The following is a 16,340-nucleotide window of genomic DNA, read 5'->3' as shown; positions in this document are numbered from 1 at the left end:
CTGAAAATTAATGGGTTTATTACTGGCGTGATTTATGCAGAGTCATATTAAATTGATTTTGATAAGGAATGCACATGCAAGTTAAAACAATACAACAAGTTTATGATTGGACCGTGTTATTTCATACTCAAATGGCAGCCAATTTCCACAGTGTTAAAGACTTACTGGACGAGCATAATCAAATGCTGGTGGACTATTATCTGCAATATGAGAAGAAACTAGCAGAAGATCTCGTTGGCTTTAAAGCCATTACAGAAATAAACACGCTAGATACCTATTGCTATGAGTATTTTGCTGAAAACCCAGAGCTAATTACTTTTAACGATATCAGCACAGATCAGCAAATTGATGAAAAGGCGATTCAGGTTTACTTAACCACGCAACACCAAAAAGTAATCGACTTATACGAGTACTTGGTATCGCGAGCTGATACAGAGCAAAGCAAAGAAAAGCTCGAACGTTTACTTGAGCTTGAACATCAAGGCCTTAAGCAAATGATGCAAAGCTCAAATCGCCATATGGATATGTAATCGATTAATCTATTAATCAGCTTAATGAAAATCGAGTAAGAAGCCGACTTTTTTAAGGTATTTTTGCTCTTGCTGTAAGTCAGCTAAAAGCAAGGTATGTTCTTTAAGCCACTTATTGTGAAACTTTAAGAACATACTATTTTGCTTGGCTGTTACCTCAAGTTTAAAACCTTGATCGGTAATACGCTTTTGATTCAGTAGTACCGCTAAGCGCAAAATCACAATAAGCTGCAATATTTCATAATGCTGCATGGTATGCAGTGCCGGAAACTCTTCTAAACGAATTTTTTTCCGATAAAAACGGATCATGCAACTAAGCAAGGTTTGTTGTTGCTGCGTAAAGCCTGGTAATTGGCTATTCGCAACGATATATGCACTGTGCTTATGTATCCCTGATGAATTAACCCCTAAGCCAATTTCATGCAGCTGCGCGGCCCAATCCAGCAAGTTGATGTAGTCAGGATCGGTAAGTTGCCATGCCTCTTTTACTTGTTCAAACAGCCACTTTGCGGTTGTCGAGACGCGGTTAGCATGCTCTTTATCTATGGCGTTACGCTCAGATAGGTTCGCTATGGTATTAGTGCGAATATCTTTGTGTGCGAGCTTTTGCTGCATTTCATGTAGCAGGCCTTCACGAAGTGAAAAGTCGCTGTATTGCAACGCTTCGATTTTAAACAGCCTAAATACCGCAATTAAAATAGCTAAACCACCACATATACTCACTTGCCGCTCAGGTGTAAGACCTTCAATTTGTAGCGCTTTTATTTGTTTAGCTGCAATAAACTGAGTTTTTAGTTCTAATAATCGCTCTAATGTAATCAGCTCTTGCTCGGCATCGTTAGCATTGATCATGGCAAGGATAGATTTAATAGTGCCTGATGTTCCCACCACAGATTGCCAGCCAGCCGATAAGTAGTTGGCGAAAATCACTTCGAGTTCTTGCTCTGCGCGAACTTCAGCTTTGGCAAAGCGCTTAGCAGTGATTTGTCCATCTGCAAAAAACTGCTTGGTGTAACTAACACAGCCCATATTGCGGCTAGTAAGTAGCTTGTGCTTAAAGTGTTTGCCAATGATGAGTTCGGTACTGCCGCCGCCGATATCAATGACTAAGCGGTTTTCATCGTGATGAATGTAATGGGCAACACCTTGGTAAATTAAGCGCGCTTCCTCCTGCCCCGATATTACTTCGATTGGGTAAGGAAACACTTTACTTGCTTGGGTTAAGAACGAATGAATATTTTTAGCGCGGCGTAATGTGTAAGTTGCCGCCACTTTGACATTCTCAAGGGGGAAGTCCTGCAAGGTAGTCGCAAACTGCTTAAGAATTGCCAGCGCGCGTTCGATTGCTTCTTGGCTTAAATGATTTTTATCATCTAAACCGTCAGCTAAGTAAACGCGCTGTTTTTCTTTGTGTAAGATTTGCAAAGAGCCATCGACCTCTCTTGCCACCACTAAATGAAAACTATTTGAGCCTAAATCAACGGCAGCAATTGAGGGATAATCATTCATTATTATAGTTACTTTCCCATTTCTTAAGGTGGTCATAAATGGCAATTTGCGAGCGAATTTTTTTACGATTGCCACGGCGCACATAGCTGTTTTTTTGTTCGCTATCGATTATGCGCGCTTTTGATCTATCTTTAAACTGTAGCTCAAGAATATCAATAATAAGCTGTTTTAATTTTTCATCATAAATCGGTGTGGCTACTTCAACACGGTGATCAAGATTTCGGGTCATCCAGTCTGCCGATGAAATATACACTTTTTCGTCGCCATTATTATGAAACACCATCACCCGAGGGTGCTCTAAAAAGCGGTCAACAATGCTAATAATGCGAATATTTTCGTTAACGGCAGAGGGCACTAACGAACACATGCCACGCACAATAATGCGAATTTTCACACCGCGTCTTGCGGCAAAGTAGAGGTGATCAACCAGCTCTTTATCAACAAGGTTGTTTATTTTTAGCGTAATTCGACCAGCCTTACCATGTTCTACATTGGTTATTTCAGCATCAATTAGCGACATAATAGTTTGTCTTGCGTTGACTGGCGAAATCATCAAATGATCAAATTGAAATGGCTTATAGCTGCTTTCGATAAACTTAAACACACTATCGCACTCTTCACTAATGCCCTCAAACTTGGTGAATAAGCTAAAGTCAGTGTAGATTTTGGCGGTTTTTTCGTGGAAGTTACCCGTGCCTATATGGGCATATTTCACTATGTTGTTCTTTTCTTTACGGTGAATAACGCATAACTTACTGTGCACTTTCAACGCAGGAATACCAAAGATCACTTTAACACCAGCATTGCTTAGGGTTTTTGCCCATTCAATATTGTTTTGTTCATCAAAACGCGCTTTCAGCTCAACCATAACGGTTACGTGTTTGCCATTTTTTGCTGCATTAATAAGCGTAGAGACAAGTCGAGACTGGCTCGCAACGCGATAAATATTGACCTTAATTTGGGTTACATCTGGGTCAAAAGCAGCTTGGCGTACAAACTCAAGTAAATGATTAAAGGTGTGATAAGGGTAATACAGTAAAATATCTTGCTCTGAAATGGCATCAAACACACTTGAGTGATTGTTAAAAGCCGTACTTTGTAATGCAGGCAGTGGTTTGTTTTCTAAATACTGGCGGCCAACATTCGGAAACGCAATAAAATCGCGGAAATTACGGTAACGACCGCCGGGGATCAGCGCATCATGTTGGCTTATATTAAGGCGCTTTTTCATCACTTTAAGCATCTCAGCTGGCATGCTCTCGTCATAAACAAGGCGCACAGGCTCTGCAGAAATACGTTGTTTTAGACCTTTTGACATTTTATCGAGCAAGCCTTCTTCAAGCTCGTCATCTAAATTGTATTCGGCATCACGGGTCAATTTGATGGCATAACATTGAATATCATCAAAGCTAAAAAAGCTGCTAAACACATCGCGAATAAAGTAGGCGATGATGTCATCTAGCATCACAATGGTTTTGTGACGGCGCGTTTTCTCTGGTGGCAAAATAACAAATCGAGATACGCGGTCGGTTGGTACTTCCATCATGGCATAATGACTTTTTTGGTTAGTCATCTCGACAAACAAATAGGTCATGGTGTCGTTGATTTGATCTGAGTAGTCTTTCTTTTCAGAGAGTAAAATCGGCAATATGTGTTGCAGCACATTATCGTGGAAGAATTTTTTCAGCCAACTCAAGTGAAATTCAGATAACTCCTCAGGTAACTCAACGTGAATATTGTGCTCGTTTAAGTCATTTAAAATGTCTTTATGAATTTGGTTAAACTTTTTACCAAGCTGTAGCACTTTGCTTTGGATCTGATGAAGTAATATTTCGTCTTCTTCAAAGTTCGCATCAGGAATTTTATTAAGTAAAATTCGACGTTTTACATCGGCAACACGAACACGGAAAAACTCATCCATGTTGTTTGAGTAAATACCTAAAAAGCGCATGCGCTCAATAATCGGGTTAGATTTATCTTTAGCTTCTTGCAGCACGCGTTCATTAAAAGACAGCCAACTTAGCTCTTTGGCAAAGTAGTTAACGGCTTGAGAAGAAGAGTGTGATGCGTTCATCTGGTTTTCCAACGTTTATAGCTAGTTAGAATATAGAGGATGCAGATGACGTTTGTATGACGTTAACGTCATACATGTCAGTTATGTGACATGTATGTCGTTAATTTTAAAGCTTAGTTTAAGTTTTAATATCCCTATAAACTTGCTTGTTATGCGTCCTCAATATCAACAATTAGGTCTGTAGTAATAGACTCAAGTGCGCTGATCACTTCGTCTTTGTTCATGCCCATTGGCAAAGCGACGGTGGCAACAGCACTAAAAATTGGCACGCCCCAGTTAGGTGCACTTTGTTGTTTTGAATTTAGGTGAGTGATATTCGCCCCTTTGTGACGAATAACGCTGGCAAGCTCTTGTACAATGCCAGGTCTGTCGTTGCCAGTAATGACAAAATTGATTTGTTCAGATTTTTCTTCTGACAGAGTTTCGGCGCCGCGTTCAATTCTGATTTCTAAATACGGCAGACTATGTAATGCGTCTTGCAATTCTTGCAGGTGCTCTTCAGGTACTGCTGCCTCAATAATCCCTGCAAAGTGACCTGCAAGGTGGCTCAAATTACTGCTTAACCAGTTACCATGATGGTTTAAAATTGTGGCTGAAAGGTCTTCAACTAGGCCGGGTTTGTCTGGCCCCAAAATAGTAATTACTAACTGCTTCATACTTATATCTCTGTAAAAAGGCCTCTGAAAAATGCAATAAAAGGAAGGAGGCGTTGGTTAAAAATGATTCTTATTGTCGAAAAAAATAAGTCATCTTGAGTATTGATGCAGTTTTATTGTTTGTCCAATTTTTTCCATATAGTTATAAAAAATTAGTTATAACAGTTTGTTAGGTTGTGAATTTGGTCGTTATAAATATGCAGAGCAATGTCGCAATTTGGTCATTTTTTAACTTTAAAATATGTCCCTGAAATACTCGCTTTATTACACTGAATTATGACGTTTGTAACATTACTGTCATCTTGGTGAAATATAATGCGCGCAACGTTAAGATTTAAGGGTGTTTTGATGACTTCCAATCCGAATAAACCTACCTTTCATACGGATAGAAGCCGTCTATTTAAAGACAGGTTTGCCAAGTGGGGTATTTCCGCAGGTGGCGTAATGGTGCTAGTAGCACTGCTACTTATATTCTTTTACCTTCTTTATGTTGTTCAACCTATTTTTGAGTCAGCAAAAGTAGATACACGTAACAGTGTAAAACTACAAAATGCGTCAGAAGTTGTGGGTCTTGGCATTGAAGAACAAACCGAAATTGCCTTTTTACTCGGTGAAAAAGGTAATGTGGACTTTTACAATGTTGAAAAAGAGCAATTTGGTAAAAAGATCACCACCCTTAATACAGAATTACCAAGCGATGTAAGCAGCTTCGCAAGCTCTGCACCGTTTCAGGGGCAATACGCATACGGCCTAGAAAATGGCTCTGTGGTTGTGGTTGCGCCAAAATTCTTAGTGACATTCCCGAACAATCAACGCAAGTTAACACCACGTTTAGATTACCCGTTGGGTGATATGGCGCTTGAAGTTGATGAGCAAGGTGCGGCAATCACTAAATTTGCATTTAGCCACTACGAAGATAAAACAGCTGTTGTTGCTTTAACGGCTGACAAGCGCGTTATATTCAGCAGCTTTGTGGGTGAAGAAAACATGTTCACCGGCGAAGTAGAGTGGGTTGTTGAGCGTACTGAGCTTGATATCGAAGGTCGTGTTGATGAGCTATTAATCTCACCAGATACAACACGTACATTCGTGCGTTCAGCAAATCAAATTTACGTATATGATACCCGTTACCCTTCTGAAGTTGAGCAAATTCAACTGCTTGCAGCTAACGAAGAAAACGCGAACCTAGTTTCAACTCAACTATTGGCTGGTGCCAACTCACTGATGCTTGCTAACGATAATGGCGAAGTTTCACAGTGGTTTGAAGTAAACACTGAAAATGGCCGTGAGTTCCAAAAGATTCGTGCATTTGAAACCAGCAAGCAATCGAAACTAAACATTTTCACCGAGTTCTACCGTCGTACCTTCTTCACAGCAGGCGCTAACGGTGAGCTAGGTATTTATTACACAACTAGCGATGCTAAACTGTGGCAAGGTAAAGTAAGCGAAGGTCCAATTCAAAACTTTGCAATAGCGCCACGTTCAAATGCGGCACTTATTCTTGCTGATGACGCGCTAAAAGTAATTGAAATTCATAACGAGCACCCAGAAGTAACTTGGTCTGCGTTGTGGCAAGAGGTATGGTACGAAGGTTACCCAGAGCCGGGCTACATTTGGCAGTCAACGTCTGCAAGTGATGACTTTGAATCTAAGTTCTCATTAGTGCCAATTTCATTCGGTACGATTAAAGCGGCAATGTACGCAATGTTATTTGCGGTACCAATTGCGCTTTCAGCGGCAATTTACACGGCGTACTTTATGTCGAGTGAATTACGTAAAGTGGTTAAGCCGACTGTAGAAATCATGGAAGCATTACCAACGGTAATCCTAGGTTTCTTAGCGGGTCTTTGGTTAGCACCATTAATTGAAGAGCATTTACCTGCGATTATTGGATTATTGGTGTTGCTACCAATCGCTATTTTATTAACGGCTTTTGGCTGGAACAAGCTACCGGCGTCAATTCGTCACCGTATTCCTGAAGGTTCGCACTCAATTTTACTTATTCCAGTGGTTATTTTCATCGGCTGGTTATCGTTTGCGATGAGTAACTCAATTGAGCTTTGGATGTTTGACGGCAATGTGCGTCAGTACTTAACCAATGAACTGGGTATGACGTTTGACCAACGTAACTCACTAGTTGTTGGTATTGCGATGGGCTTTGCTGTTATCCCGACTATCTTCTCAATTGCTGAAGATGCGGTATTCAGTGTTCCTAAGCACTTATCAAACGGTTCATTAGCACTAGGTGCAACACAATGGCAAACATTGGTTCGCGTAGTATTACTAACAGCAAGCCCAGGTATATTCTCAGCAGTAATGATGGGTCTAGGCCGTGCTGTAGGTGAAACAATGATTGTACTAATGGCAACAGGTAATACACCTATTATGGACTGGAGTATCTTCCAGGGTATGAGAACACTTGCAGCGAATATCGCGGTAGAAATGCCTGAGTCTGAGGTAGGTAGCTCGCATTATCGCATTCTATTCTTAGCAGCATTTGTATTATTCATATTCACATTCATTTTCAACACAGTGGCTGAGTTTGTTCGACAGCAACTGCGTGATAAATACAGTTCAATGTAGGTGGAGAGACACGACATGGTAAAGCAGTGGTTTAAGTCTGGTTCTCCTTGGATTTGGATGACCGGCGGTGCGGTAAGCATCAGTTTAATCTCGGTTCTTGGCTTACTAGCCATGATTGCTTGGAAAGGTTTAAGCTTTTTCTGGCCATCAGAAGTAGTGCAATTTGAGCTGCAAGGCTCAGTTGAAAAACAAACAGTGATCGGTGAGATTTATGACCGTGAACTAGTTGCAAAATCACGTATTGAGGCGACGGGCGTTGATTTATCTCATTACGATAAAGAGCAACTAGAGCGTTTATTGATTAAAACAGGTAACCGTGAGTACGTAGCTCTAGATTTCCGTTGGGTACTAGAGACAGACATCACATCGCGTACTGCGCCAGCTGAGCTTGCTGTATTCGAGCGTAGTAAAAACGGTAACTTCTACGGTTATGTAGAACAGGTTATTAAAGACGGTGAAGTTATCACTGATAACAAAATCGACGTGCTTTATGATCTTGTAGACCGTGCTGTTGACCTGAATGACCAAGCGTTAGACTTACAAAATGGCGATATTGGTCATATTAACTATGAGCTTGAACGTTTACGCTTAAGAGAAAAAGCATACCAGCTTGATAACGAACTAACCGATGAGCGTGTTGCTGAGCTTGCACAAACTCGTGCTGAGTTACGTGCTGAATACACAGTATTAGAAAAGCAGTTATTCGCGCTTCGTAAACAAGCAAAGCGTGACCAAGTAACTGTAAGAGACATGCGCGGTGAAGTGGTTACTATACCTCTGTATCAAGTTCTTGATGTGTGGTTCCCTAATGACATGGGCTTCTTTGCTAAGCTTGGTCATTACTTTGTACAACTTGGTAAGTTTGTAGCAGATGACCCACGTGAAGCAAACACAGAAGGCGGTGTATTCCCAGCGATTTTCGGTACCGTGTTCATGGTATTACTAATGGCAGTGATTGTGACGCCGTTTGGTGTTGTTGCAGCGATTTACTTACATGAATACGCAGCAAAAAATGCCGTGACTAAGATGATCCGTATCGCGGTAATCAACCTTGCAGGTGTACCTTCGATTGTATACGGTGTATTTGGTCTAGGTTTCTTTGTATACATGCTAGGTGGCAGTATTGACCAATTGTTCTACCCTGAGTCATCGCCAAGCCCAGTATTTGGTACGCCAGGTGTGATTTGGTCTGCTTTAACGCTAGCAATTTTAACGCTTCCTGTTGTTATTGTTTCGACTGAAGAAGGTTTATCACGTATTCCAAGTACGGTTCGTCATGGTTCATTAGCACTTGGCGCAACAAAAGCAGAAACGCTATGGCGTATCATCATTCCGATGGCAAGCCCAGCGATTATGACAGGTTTAATCTTAGCGGTTGCACGTGCAGCCGGTGAAGTAGCACCACTAATGCTTGTTGGTGTTGTTAAGATGGCGCCAACACTGCCACTTGACGGTAACTTCCCATACATACACTTAGATAGAAAATTTATGCACTTAGGTTTCCACATTTACGATGTTGGTTTCCAAAGCCCTAACGTAGAAGCGGCACGTCCGCTGGTATATGCCACGGCATTCTTACTGGTATCAGTAATTATCGCCCTGAATATCACCGCGATTGGTATTCGTAACCACTTACGCGAAAAGTTTAGAGCTCTTGAGCATTAATACAGAATTTTTATAGGTAGACAGAGATGATTACAGTTGCACCACAAGTAAACCAAGCGAAAAGCGCGGCAAAGCTAGATTTAGATAACCTAACTGCAGAACAAACAGCGTTAGAGATTAAAAACTTAGATCTATACTACGGTGATAAACAAGCGCTTAGCGGCGTAAATATGAACATCCCGAAAGGTCAGGTAACAGCATTTATCGGTCCATCGGGTTGTGGTAAATCAACACTTTTACGTTGTATCAACCGTATGAACGACCTTGTTGATAGCTGTCGTATTGATGGTGAGATCTTACTACATGGTCACAATATCTATGATAAGAATGTAGATGTTGCTGCACTACGAAGAAATGTCGGGATGGTATTCCAACGTCCTAATCCATTTCCAAAATCAATCTACGAAAATGTAGTTTATGGCCTACGCTTACAAGGTATTAAAGAAAAGCGTAAACTAGACGAAGTGGTTGAACAATCTTTACGTGGCGCGGCATTATGGGATGAAGTTAAAGACCGTTTACACGATAGTGCATTTGGCCTATCGGGTGGTCAGCAACAGCGTCTTGTTATTGCTCGCTCAATTGCTATCGAGCCTGAAGTACTACTTCTGGATGAGCCTACATCGGCACTAGATCCAATTTCTACTTTAGTTATCGAAGAGCTAATTAACGACTTAAAGAATAAGTTTACCGTGGTAATCGTTACTCACAACATGCAACAGGCTGCTCGTGTATCAGACCAAACTGCGTTTATGTACATGGGTGAGTTGATTGAGTATTCAGATACCAATACGTTATTTACAACACCAAGCAAGAAGAAAACAGAAGACTACATTACAGGCCGTTACGGTTAGTCAATAAAGTCACTTGGTACCGTAAACGAAATTTATAGAGGTAGACAATGGAACATAATATCAATAAACACATTTCGGGCCGCTTTAATGAAGAGCTTGAAAATGTGCGTAACCATGTATTGAACATGGGTGGTTTAGTTGAGCAACAACTAAACAGTGCACTGGATGCTGTTAGTAATGGTGATGCCGATCTTGCACAAAAAGTTCGTGAAAACGACTACAAAGTAAATGCAATGGAAGTGAACATCGACGAAGAATGTACACGCATTATCGCTCGTCGTCAGCCGGCAGCGAGTGACTTACGTCTTGTAATTGCTATTGCAAAAACAATTGCCGATTTAGAGCGTATTGGTGATGAAGCTGAGCGTATTGCTAAAGTTGCGCTGGACTCATTCACAAAAGATCAGCAAGACCTACTGGTGAACATTGAAAACATGGGTCGCCAAGTATCAAAAATGCTTCATGATGTACTTGATGCATTTGCACGTATGGATGTGCAATGTGCGTTTGAAGTACATAAAGAAGACGCCAAAGTTGACCGCGAATACGAAGCAATTACCCGTCAAATCATGACATATATGATGGAAGATCCACGCTCAATCCCGAAAATTATGGATTTAGTGTGGTCAGTTCGTTCATTAGAACGTATTGGCGACCGTTGCCAGAATATTGCTGAATACATCATCTATTTTGTTAACGGCAAAGATATTCGTCATACATCTCAAGAAGATATCGAAAAGTCGCTGTAAATTTAGCCGCAACTTTTCATTATTAAACCGAGCGGCCTTAGGCCGCTTTGTCTATTATTGGTGATGTAAGGCAGAAAAAGCGTTCACAATCGAACACAATGCTGTAAAATTCGCAGCTGCCAAAGCATACTAATTTATAAAGGGTCAGTTATGCCTACAAATGCATTTTTAGGGGTTTTTGCTAAATCACCTATTAAGCCTATGGAAGATCACATTAAGAAAGTACATCAAGCAAGTAAAGCATTGATCCCTTTCTTTAATCACGTGTTTAAAGAAGAATGGCAAGAAGCGGAAGAAATCCGTCTAAACATTCGTAATTTAGAGCGTGAAGCTGATGAAATGAAACGTAACATCCGCCTTCAACTACCTCGTGGCTTATTCATGCCAGTTGAGCGTACCGATTTGCTAGAGCTTGTTACTCAACAAGACAAAATTGCTAACAAAGCAAAAGATATCGCAGGTCGTGTAGTTGGTCGTGAGATGATCATACCTACCGAAATCCAAACAGATTTCCTTGCTTATTTAACTCGTTGTGTTGATGCGACTAAACAAGCGTCAAAAGCAATCAATGAGCTAGATGAGCTGCTTGAAACGGGCTTCAAAGGTCGCGAAGTGACTTTAGTTGAAAAAATGCTCGTTGAATTGGACGCTATTGAACAAGACACGGATGACATGCAGATCAAAATTCGCCGTCAATTGCGCGCCATCGAAAATGAACTTAACCCTGTTGACGTGATGTTCTTATACAAGATCATTGAGTGGGTAGGCGAGCTTGCAGATATTGCAGAGCGCGTAGGTTCTCGTCTTGAGCTGATGTTAGCTCGTTAATTAAAAATCAGTTCAAACACGAAAAAAATTAAAGGTTCACACAATGGATATCATTGCAAATTACGGCACGTTATTGGTTTTAACTGCCGCCGCAGTCGGTTTCTTCATGGCTTATGGTATTGGTGCAAATGACGTTGCCAATGCGATGGGTACATCAGTAGGCTCAAAAGCACTTACAATTAAACAAGCAATCATCATCGCTATGGTGTTTGAATTCGCTGGCGCATACCTTGCCGGTGGTGAGGTTACATCTACAATCCGTAAAGGGATTATCGATGCCACGCCGTTTATGGACATACCTGAGTTAATGATACTAGGTATGATTGCCGCGTTATTCGCTGCAGGTAGCTGGTTATTAATTGCCTCTTTCTTAGGCTGGCCAGTATCTACGACTCACTCAATCATCGGTGCCATCATTGGTTTCGCATTAGTTGCAGTAGGTAGCGAAGCAATCCAATGGAACAAGGTAATGGGTATCGTAGGTAGCTGGATTGTTACCCCTGCTATCTCTGGTTTTATTGCTTACTTGATTTTCATGAGTGCGCAAAAGTTAATTTTTGACACTGATGCACCACTTAAAAATGCTAAGCGTTTCGTACCTATCTATATGGGTCTAGCGGGCTTCATCATGTCGCTTGTAACAATCAAGAAAGGCTTAAAGCACATTGGTATCAACTTAGGTGCTGTTGAAGGTTATGCCCTTTCTATCGCGATTGCTGTTGTAGTTGCTATCATCGGTAAGATTGCGATTGCTCGCCTTAAAATTGACCCTAAAGCTGACAAAGCAATGCAATTCAACAACGTTGAGAAAGTGTTCGCAGTACTAATGGTACTAACGGCATGTTGTATGGCTTTCGCACACGGTTCAAACGACGTTGCTAACGCAATCGGTCCACTAGCTGCTGTTGTAAACATTGTTGAGCACAACGGTGAAATCGCTAAGAAAGCGGCTATCGCATGGTGGATTTTACCACTAGGTGGTTTAGGTATTGTTGCTGGTCTTGCTATTTTAGGTAAGAAAGTAATTAAAACAATCGGTGAAGGTATCACGCACTTAACACCAAGCCGTGGTTTTGCTGCTGAGCTTGCTGCTGCTTCTACAGTTGTTATCGCATCAGGTACTGGTTTACCTATTTCTACTACGCAAACACTTGTAGGTGCGGTTTTAGGTGTAGGTATGGCACGCGGTATTGCAGCACTTAACATGGGTGTTGTAAGAAACATTGTAGTTTCTTGGGTAATTACATTGCCAGTTGGCGCAGCCCTTGCTATTGTTATTTTCTATGTACTGAGAACTGCCTTCGGGGTATAAAAAGTACTAAAAGACTTTTAGCTTGAAAAGATCTCAATGCCTTAGGTATTGGGGTCTTTTTATTTGCAGGTAGAGAATGAATAACTTACCAAGTATTAAACAACTACAGTATTTATTAGCAGTCCACCAACATCAACACTTTGGCCGCGCAGCAAGCGCCTGTTTTATCGGTCAATCAACCTTAAGTAGTGCAATTCAAAACTTAGAAGAAACTTTAGGTTGCCAGCTTATAGAGCGTGAAAACCGCAGCTTAATGTTTACCGCAATTGGTGAAGAGGTTGTCGAAAAAGCACGTAAGATTATTGACGACACCCTTAGCCTTAAAGAGCTGACAAAAAGCTTTTTAACGCCTTTAAGTGGCACACTCACGCTTGGTGTGATCCCGACGATTGCCAGCTTTATTGCTGCGCCTTTATATCATTTCTGCAAACAGACCTTTACCGAGTTAGAGTTAGTTTTGGTTGAAGACACCAGTGACAAGCTACTCGATAAACTTGAGCATGGCCAAATTGATATGGCATTACTTGCTTTACCGTATGACACTGAAAAGTTTCATACCCAAGTACTCGCTAAAGATCAGTTCAGCCTAGTGCACCATAAAGATTACACACCAGCAGATGGCGTGGAAGACTTTAACCTATTACCAGATGCGAGTGTGTTCTTACTAGAGCGTGAGCACTGTATGACAGGCCATGCGTTAAGTGCCTGCCATTTGAATCGCTCAAGCTGTATTAACCCATTTGAAGCGGCAAGCTTACATACCTTATTAAGTATGGTTGAACACCAGCTTGGTGTTACTTTCTTACCACAAATGGCTATCAATGCCGGTATTTTAGATAAAAAAGAGATGGTTGCTACGCCATCACAAGGCGATGCATACCGTGATATTGGCATTGTGTGGCGTAAAACCACAGGCCGGATCAGAGACTTTAGGCTGTTTAGTCAGCAGCTAGAGCTGTTTCTTAATAAGCAGTGTAGCTTAGACGGTCAGTGTGACAACGAATAAAGCCTCTACCTCTAAATAAAACCCCAAATAAAAAATATTTGGGGTTTTTTATTATTTAAGCAAACTATTTTTTTCCTTCCCTCGACTAACATAATAACAAAACCATTAAAGGCAGATCAGATGACGAGGCTAGCGTGTTTTTTCAATCACTTGAGACACTAATTGCTAAAGCGCAACAGGGCAATAAACGGGCGTGGTTGAAATTAGTCAAGCAGCACGAAACACAGGTATATAACTATTGCCTAAGGATGTTAAGTCACCCTGATGATGCAATGGATTTAATGCAAGAAGTGTTTATTTCTGTTTATAAAAGCTTGCCGAGTTTTCGTGGTGAGTCGAGTTTTAATACTTGGCTCTATCAAATTGTGCACCGGCGTAGTGTTGAATATTACCGCCGCCGTAAGCTGCATCAAGGTTTAGACGATATACCAGAAGAAAGTTGCGAGCATAGTGAGTTAGAAACCAATCAACTGCAATCTGAGCAGCATGATGAACTCAAAGCAATGATGAACAATTTACCCTGGGAGCAACGCTTGGTGGTGGAGTTAAAGTTTTTTCAGCACTGTACATTTGAAGAAATCGCTGAGCAATTAGGTATTTCGACCAATACAGCTAAATCAAGACTATACAGTGCGCTTGGTAAGTTAAAAGTGCATTTGGAGGCCGTAGATGGCTAATTTAGATTCATTATTTACCGCATGGTTAGAAGGCGAAAGCCTCACTGAAGAGCAAATTGCGTTGTTACAAGCCAATGCTGAGTATGCATCAATGATGAACAATGCAATGCAGTGGCAACAACAAAGTCAACATTATGAAACGGTACCCGTACCAAATTGGGATCGAGAGTCTACGATGCCTAAAGTGCAAAAAACGAGTCTGTTTTTTGGTGCTGGAATGTGGGCAGTGGCTGCTTCAATAGTATTTTGCGCATGGGTTTTTGTTAGTAATCCACAGCAAGGAAATCTGCAGTTACTTGAGCAAGTGGCCAAGCAAACCAATTTACTAGAGTCACAACAAAAGCAAATTGATCAGTTGCAAAACATCATTACTGCGCAAAACGAAGTGCAGCAACAACAGATGTACCAACTGGCCAAAGAAGCGATTAAAACCGGGCGAGTCGAGCGCCAAGAAGATATTGCCAGCGTACTTGCATATATCAAAACGCAGCGGGCCCAAGACCAAGCGTACTTACGTATGCAGTTAAATGATTTAGCAGAGCAAGTGGACGGCGGACCATTGCCAACCGTTGCCAACAATTTGGAGTATTAAGATGTCAAAATACAAATCAACTACGGCAGCCTTATTGCTTTGCACAGCAGTAAGCTTACAGGCACAAGCAAGTGATGAGTTAGATAAAATTCAGCGTGAAGTCGGGATCATGGAAAAAATCCTCTCAGCGGCGTTAAAACAAGATACCGATAACAAGGTAAGAAATGTGTCTTCGAGTTATTTGCAGCATCAAGGTGTGGTGTTTAGCTTTGATGTACGAGGCAGTTCGCGCTGGTCTACAGTGTTTGCCTCTGTACCCGATGCGCCGCTGCCACCTATGCCAGATATTGATTTTGAAGAACTAACTGAAATCGAAGTGTTAGGCGAACATGTGCAAGTGATCAGCGATGCAGTAGTCGTGAAAACGCAAGAAGCCTATCAGCAAGCCATGGAAGTGATGCGCGAAAGTGCAGAGCGAGTACGTGAAGTAGCTGAGCAAGAGCGCGATGTGAGCCGTGAAATCCGTGATCTTGAACGTGAAAAGCGCGACCTTGAATTTGACCGTCGTCACGATAAAGATGCCAAAGAGCAAGAGCTCGAGAAGCGTAAACAAGCATTGCAAGCATCGATTAAAGAGCTTGAAAAGCAGCAGCAAAAGTTATCACAAAAGCAGCAACAAATGCGCAAAGAGTTAGCCGAGAAAAAACAAGCTCGTGTTAAAGAGCAAAAGCAACAGCTGGCTTCTTTAGCTAAGCAAGTAGATAAGAGCTTATCACTGACTTTGTGTGATTATGGGAGCGGTTTAAGAAATCTGCCTAACGATGAACATGTCAGCTTTATCATCCGTGGTGTTAGCGAAGGTAAAACTGAGCAAGTAAAAGTATTTAAAAAGTCAGACATTAAAAAGTGTGTGGTTGGCGATATAAAAGCCGCGCAATTACTCGAAAAAGCATCAACTTATAGTTTTTAAATTCTCCCAACTAAAAAAGCAGCCTAAAGTGGCTGCTTTTCATTCATTGAAAATGGTTTTAAGTCGGGTAAAAACAACAAGTAAACCCACACGACTAAATTAAAGTAAGGTACTAAACCTAGCCCTGTAAATGTTTTTACCGGGTACCCCTTAAAGGTCGCATTACGGTAACATTGATACGCTATCCCTAGATTCACAATCAGCAACAAAACGATTAGTTGTGTCATCACTTTTCTCCTTTATACCGCTAATAGATGGACTTAACGATGTTAAGTCATACTCAGTATGTTTAATGTAATAAGTAATGTCATGTTTATTATAGATAATCACTATAAAAACACGACATTTTATCTTGCTGTGGATTTAAGTATAGATGAGTATTGTCAGTATGGAAG

Annotated in this window: 15 protein-coding genes; 11 read left to right on the top strand and 4 right to left on the bottom strand. The window is 41.2% G+C overall.

Features of this window, described 5'->3' with window-relative positions; translation table 11 throughout:
• The first annotated feature begins 74 nt into the window (after positions 1 to 74).
• The gene (locus L1D51_RS07690; RefSeq protein WP_054563522.1) at positions 75 to 530 is read left to right on the top strand and encodes a hypothetical protein; all 456 of its coding nucleotides are present in this window, start codon (positions 75 to 77) and stop codon (positions 528 to 530) included.
• A gap of 21 nt (positions 531 to 551) precedes the next feature.
• On the opposite strand, the gene ppx is transcribed toward L1D51_RS07690, so the two are convergent.
• From ppx to L1D51_RS07675, 3 genes are all read right to left on the bottom strand, one after another.
• Entirely contained in the window at positions 552 to 2,039 is a 1,488-nt protein-coding gene (ppx, locus tag L1D51_RS07685) for an exopolyphosphatase (protein ID WP_239963363.1), read from the bottom strand.
• Positions 2,032 to 4,113, bottom strand: a complete 2,082-nt coding sequence (ppk1, locus tag L1D51_RS07680; RefSeq protein WP_055198967.1) for a polyphosphate kinase 1 — start codon at positions 4,111 to 4,113, stop codon at positions 2,032 to 2,034. Before ppk1 ends, ppx begins: the two co-directional genes overlap by 8 nt.
• A gap of 149 nt (positions 4,114 to 4,262) precedes the next feature.
• Entirely contained in the window at positions 4,263 to 4,769 is a 507-nt protein-coding gene (locus L1D51_RS07675; RefSeq protein ID WP_055020907.1) for a glycine cleavage system transcriptional repressor, read from the bottom strand.
• A gap of 348 nt (positions 4,770 to 5,117) precedes the next feature.
• On the opposite strand from L1D51_RS07675, the gene L1D51_RS07670 reads away from it, so the two are divergent.
• The 10 genes from L1D51_RS07670 to L1D51_RS07625 all read left to right on the top strand — a co-directional run bounded on the left by L1D51_RS07670 (position 5,118) and on the right by L1D51_RS07625 (position 15,945).
• A complete protein-coding gene (locus tag L1D51_RS07670) occupies positions 5,118 to 7,352 on the top strand; it encodes an ABC transporter permease subunit (RefSeq protein WP_054563526.1) in 2,235 nt (744 codons plus the stop codon).
• A gap of 15 nt (positions 7,353 to 7,367) precedes the next feature.
• Positions 7,368 to 9,017: a phosphate ABC transporter permease PstA gene (gene pstA / locus L1D51_RS07665; protein WP_054563527.1), complete on the top strand. Its 1,650-nt coding sequence runs from the start codon at positions 7,368 to 7,370 to the stop codon at positions 9,015 to 9,017.
• A 26-nt stretch (positions 9,018 to 9,043) separates the two neighbouring features.
• Positions 9,044 to 9,871: a phosphate ABC transporter ATP-binding protein PstB gene (gene pstB, locus L1D51_RS07660; RefSeq protein WP_054552475.1), complete on the top strand. Its 828-nt coding sequence runs from the start codon at positions 9,044 to 9,046 to the stop codon at positions 9,869 to 9,871.
• A 47-nt stretch (positions 9,872 to 9,918) separates the two neighbouring features.
• Entirely contained in the window at positions 9,919 to 10,620 is a 702-nt protein-coding gene (phoU, locus tag L1D51_RS07655; RefSeq protein WP_054563528.1) for a phosphate signaling complex protein PhoU, read from the top strand.
• A 150-nt stretch (positions 10,621 to 10,770) separates the two neighbouring features.
• On the top strand, positions 10,771 to 11,448 hold the full coding sequence (locus tag L1D51_RS07650) for a TIGR00153 family protein (RefSeq protein WP_054563529.1): 678 nt from the start codon (positions 10,771 to 10,773) through the stop codon (positions 11,446 to 11,448).
• Positions 11,449 to 11,491: 43 nt separating this feature from the next.
• Entirely contained in the window at positions 11,492 to 12,760 is a 1,269-nt protein-coding gene (locus L1D51_RS07645) for an inorganic phosphate transporter (protein ID WP_054563530.1), read from the top strand.
• Between the two features lie 76 nt (positions 12,761 to 12,836).
• The gene (locus L1D51_RS07640; RefSeq protein ID WP_239963362.1) at positions 12,837 to 13,766 is read left to right on the top strand and encodes a hydrogen peroxide-inducible genes activator; all 930 of its coding nucleotides are present in this window, start codon (positions 12,837 to 12,839) and stop codon (positions 13,764 to 13,766) included.
• A 134-nt stretch (positions 13,767 to 13,900) separates the two neighbouring features.
• Positions 13,901 to 14,443: an RNA polymerase sigma factor gene (locus tag L1D51_RS07635; RefSeq protein WP_055020909.1), complete on the top strand. Its 543-nt coding sequence runs from the start codon at positions 13,901 to 13,903 to the stop codon at positions 14,441 to 14,443.
• Positions 14,436 to 15,035 carry a hypothetical protein gene (locus L1D51_RS07630; protein ID WP_239963361.1) on the top strand — a complete coding sequence of 200 codons (600 nt, stop codon included), beginning with the start codon at positions 14,436 to 14,438 and terminating at the stop codon, positions 15,033 to 15,035. The genes L1D51_RS07635 and L1D51_RS07630 overlap by 8 nt, the downstream gene beginning before the upstream one ends.
• A 1-nt stretch (position 15,036) precedes the next feature.
• Positions 15,037 to 15,945, top strand: a complete 909-nt coding sequence (locus L1D51_RS07625; protein ID WP_054563534.1) for a hypothetical protein — start codon at positions 15,037 to 15,039, stop codon at positions 15,943 to 15,945.
• 23 nt (positions 15,946 to 15,968) lie between these two features.
• On the opposite strand, the gene L1D51_RS07620 is transcribed toward L1D51_RS07625, so the two are convergent.
• Positions 15,969 to 16,172, bottom strand: a complete 204-nt coding sequence (locus L1D51_RS07620) for a hypothetical protein (RefSeq protein WP_054563535.1) — start codon at positions 16,170 to 16,172, stop codon at positions 15,969 to 15,971.
• Positions 16,173 to 16,340: the final 168 nt, after the last annotated feature.

It is taken from the genome of Pseudoalteromonas shioyasakiensis (genome assembly GCF_022398475.1).
In the GTDB taxonomy this organism is placed as follows: domain Bacteria; phylum Pseudomonadota; class Gammaproteobacteria; order Enterobacterales; family Alteromonadaceae; genus Pseudoalteromonas.
Note: the sequence above shows the minus strand (reverse complement) of the source record. Positions and strands in the feature narration are given on the sequence as shown.

Coding starts and splice junctions, on each gene's coding strand:
- L1D51_RS07650 (WP_054563529.1), top strand. CDS start 10,771: ATGCCTACAAATGCATTTTTAGGGGTTTTTGCTAAATCACCTATTAAG.
- L1D51_RS07690 (WP_054563522.1), top strand. CDS start 75: ATGCAAGTTAAAACAATACAACAAGTTTATGATTGGACCGTGTTATTT.
- L1D51_RS07670 (WP_054563526.1), top strand. CDS start 5,118: ATGACTTCCAATCCGAATAAACCTACCTTTCATACGGATAGAAGCCGT.
- phoU (WP_054563528.1), top strand. CDS start 9,919: ATGGAACATAATATCAATAAACACATTTCGGGCCGCTTTAATGAAGAG.
- pstB (WP_054552475.1), top strand. CDS start 9,044: ATGATTACAGTTGCACCACAAGTAAACCAAGCGAAAAGCGCGGCAAAG.
- L1D51_RS07675 (WP_055020907.1), bottom strand. CDS start 4,769: ATGAAGCAGTTAGTAATTACTATTTTGGGGCCAGACAAACCCGGCCTA.
- L1D51_RS07645 (WP_054563530.1), top strand. CDS start 11,492: ATGGATATCATTGCAAATTACGGCACGTTATTGGTTTTAACTGCCGCC.
- L1D51_RS07630 (WP_239963361.1), top strand. CDS start 14,436: ATGGCTAATTTAGATTCATTATTTACCGCATGGTTAGAAGGCGAAAGC.
- L1D51_RS07640 (WP_239963362.1), top strand. CDS start 12,837: ATGAATAACTTACCAAGTATTAAACAACTACAGTATTTATTAGCAGTC.
- pstA (WP_054563527.1), top strand. CDS start 7,368: ATGGTAAAGCAGTGGTTTAAGTCTGGTTCTCCTTGGATTTGGATGACC.
- L1D51_RS07620 (WP_054563535.1), bottom strand. CDS start 16,172: ATGACACAACTAATCGTTTTGTTGCTGATTGTGAATCTAGGGATAGCG.
- L1D51_RS07625 (WP_054563534.1), top strand. CDS start 15,037: ATGTCAAAATACAAATCAACTACGGCAGCCTTATTGCTTTGCACAGCA.
- ppx (WP_239963363.1), bottom strand. CDS start 2,039: ATGAATGATTATCCCTCAATTGCTGCCGTTGATTTAGGCTCAAATAGT.
- ppk1 (WP_055198967.1), bottom strand. CDS start 4,113: ATGAACGCATCACACTCTTCTTCTCAAGCCGTTAACTACTTTGCCAAA.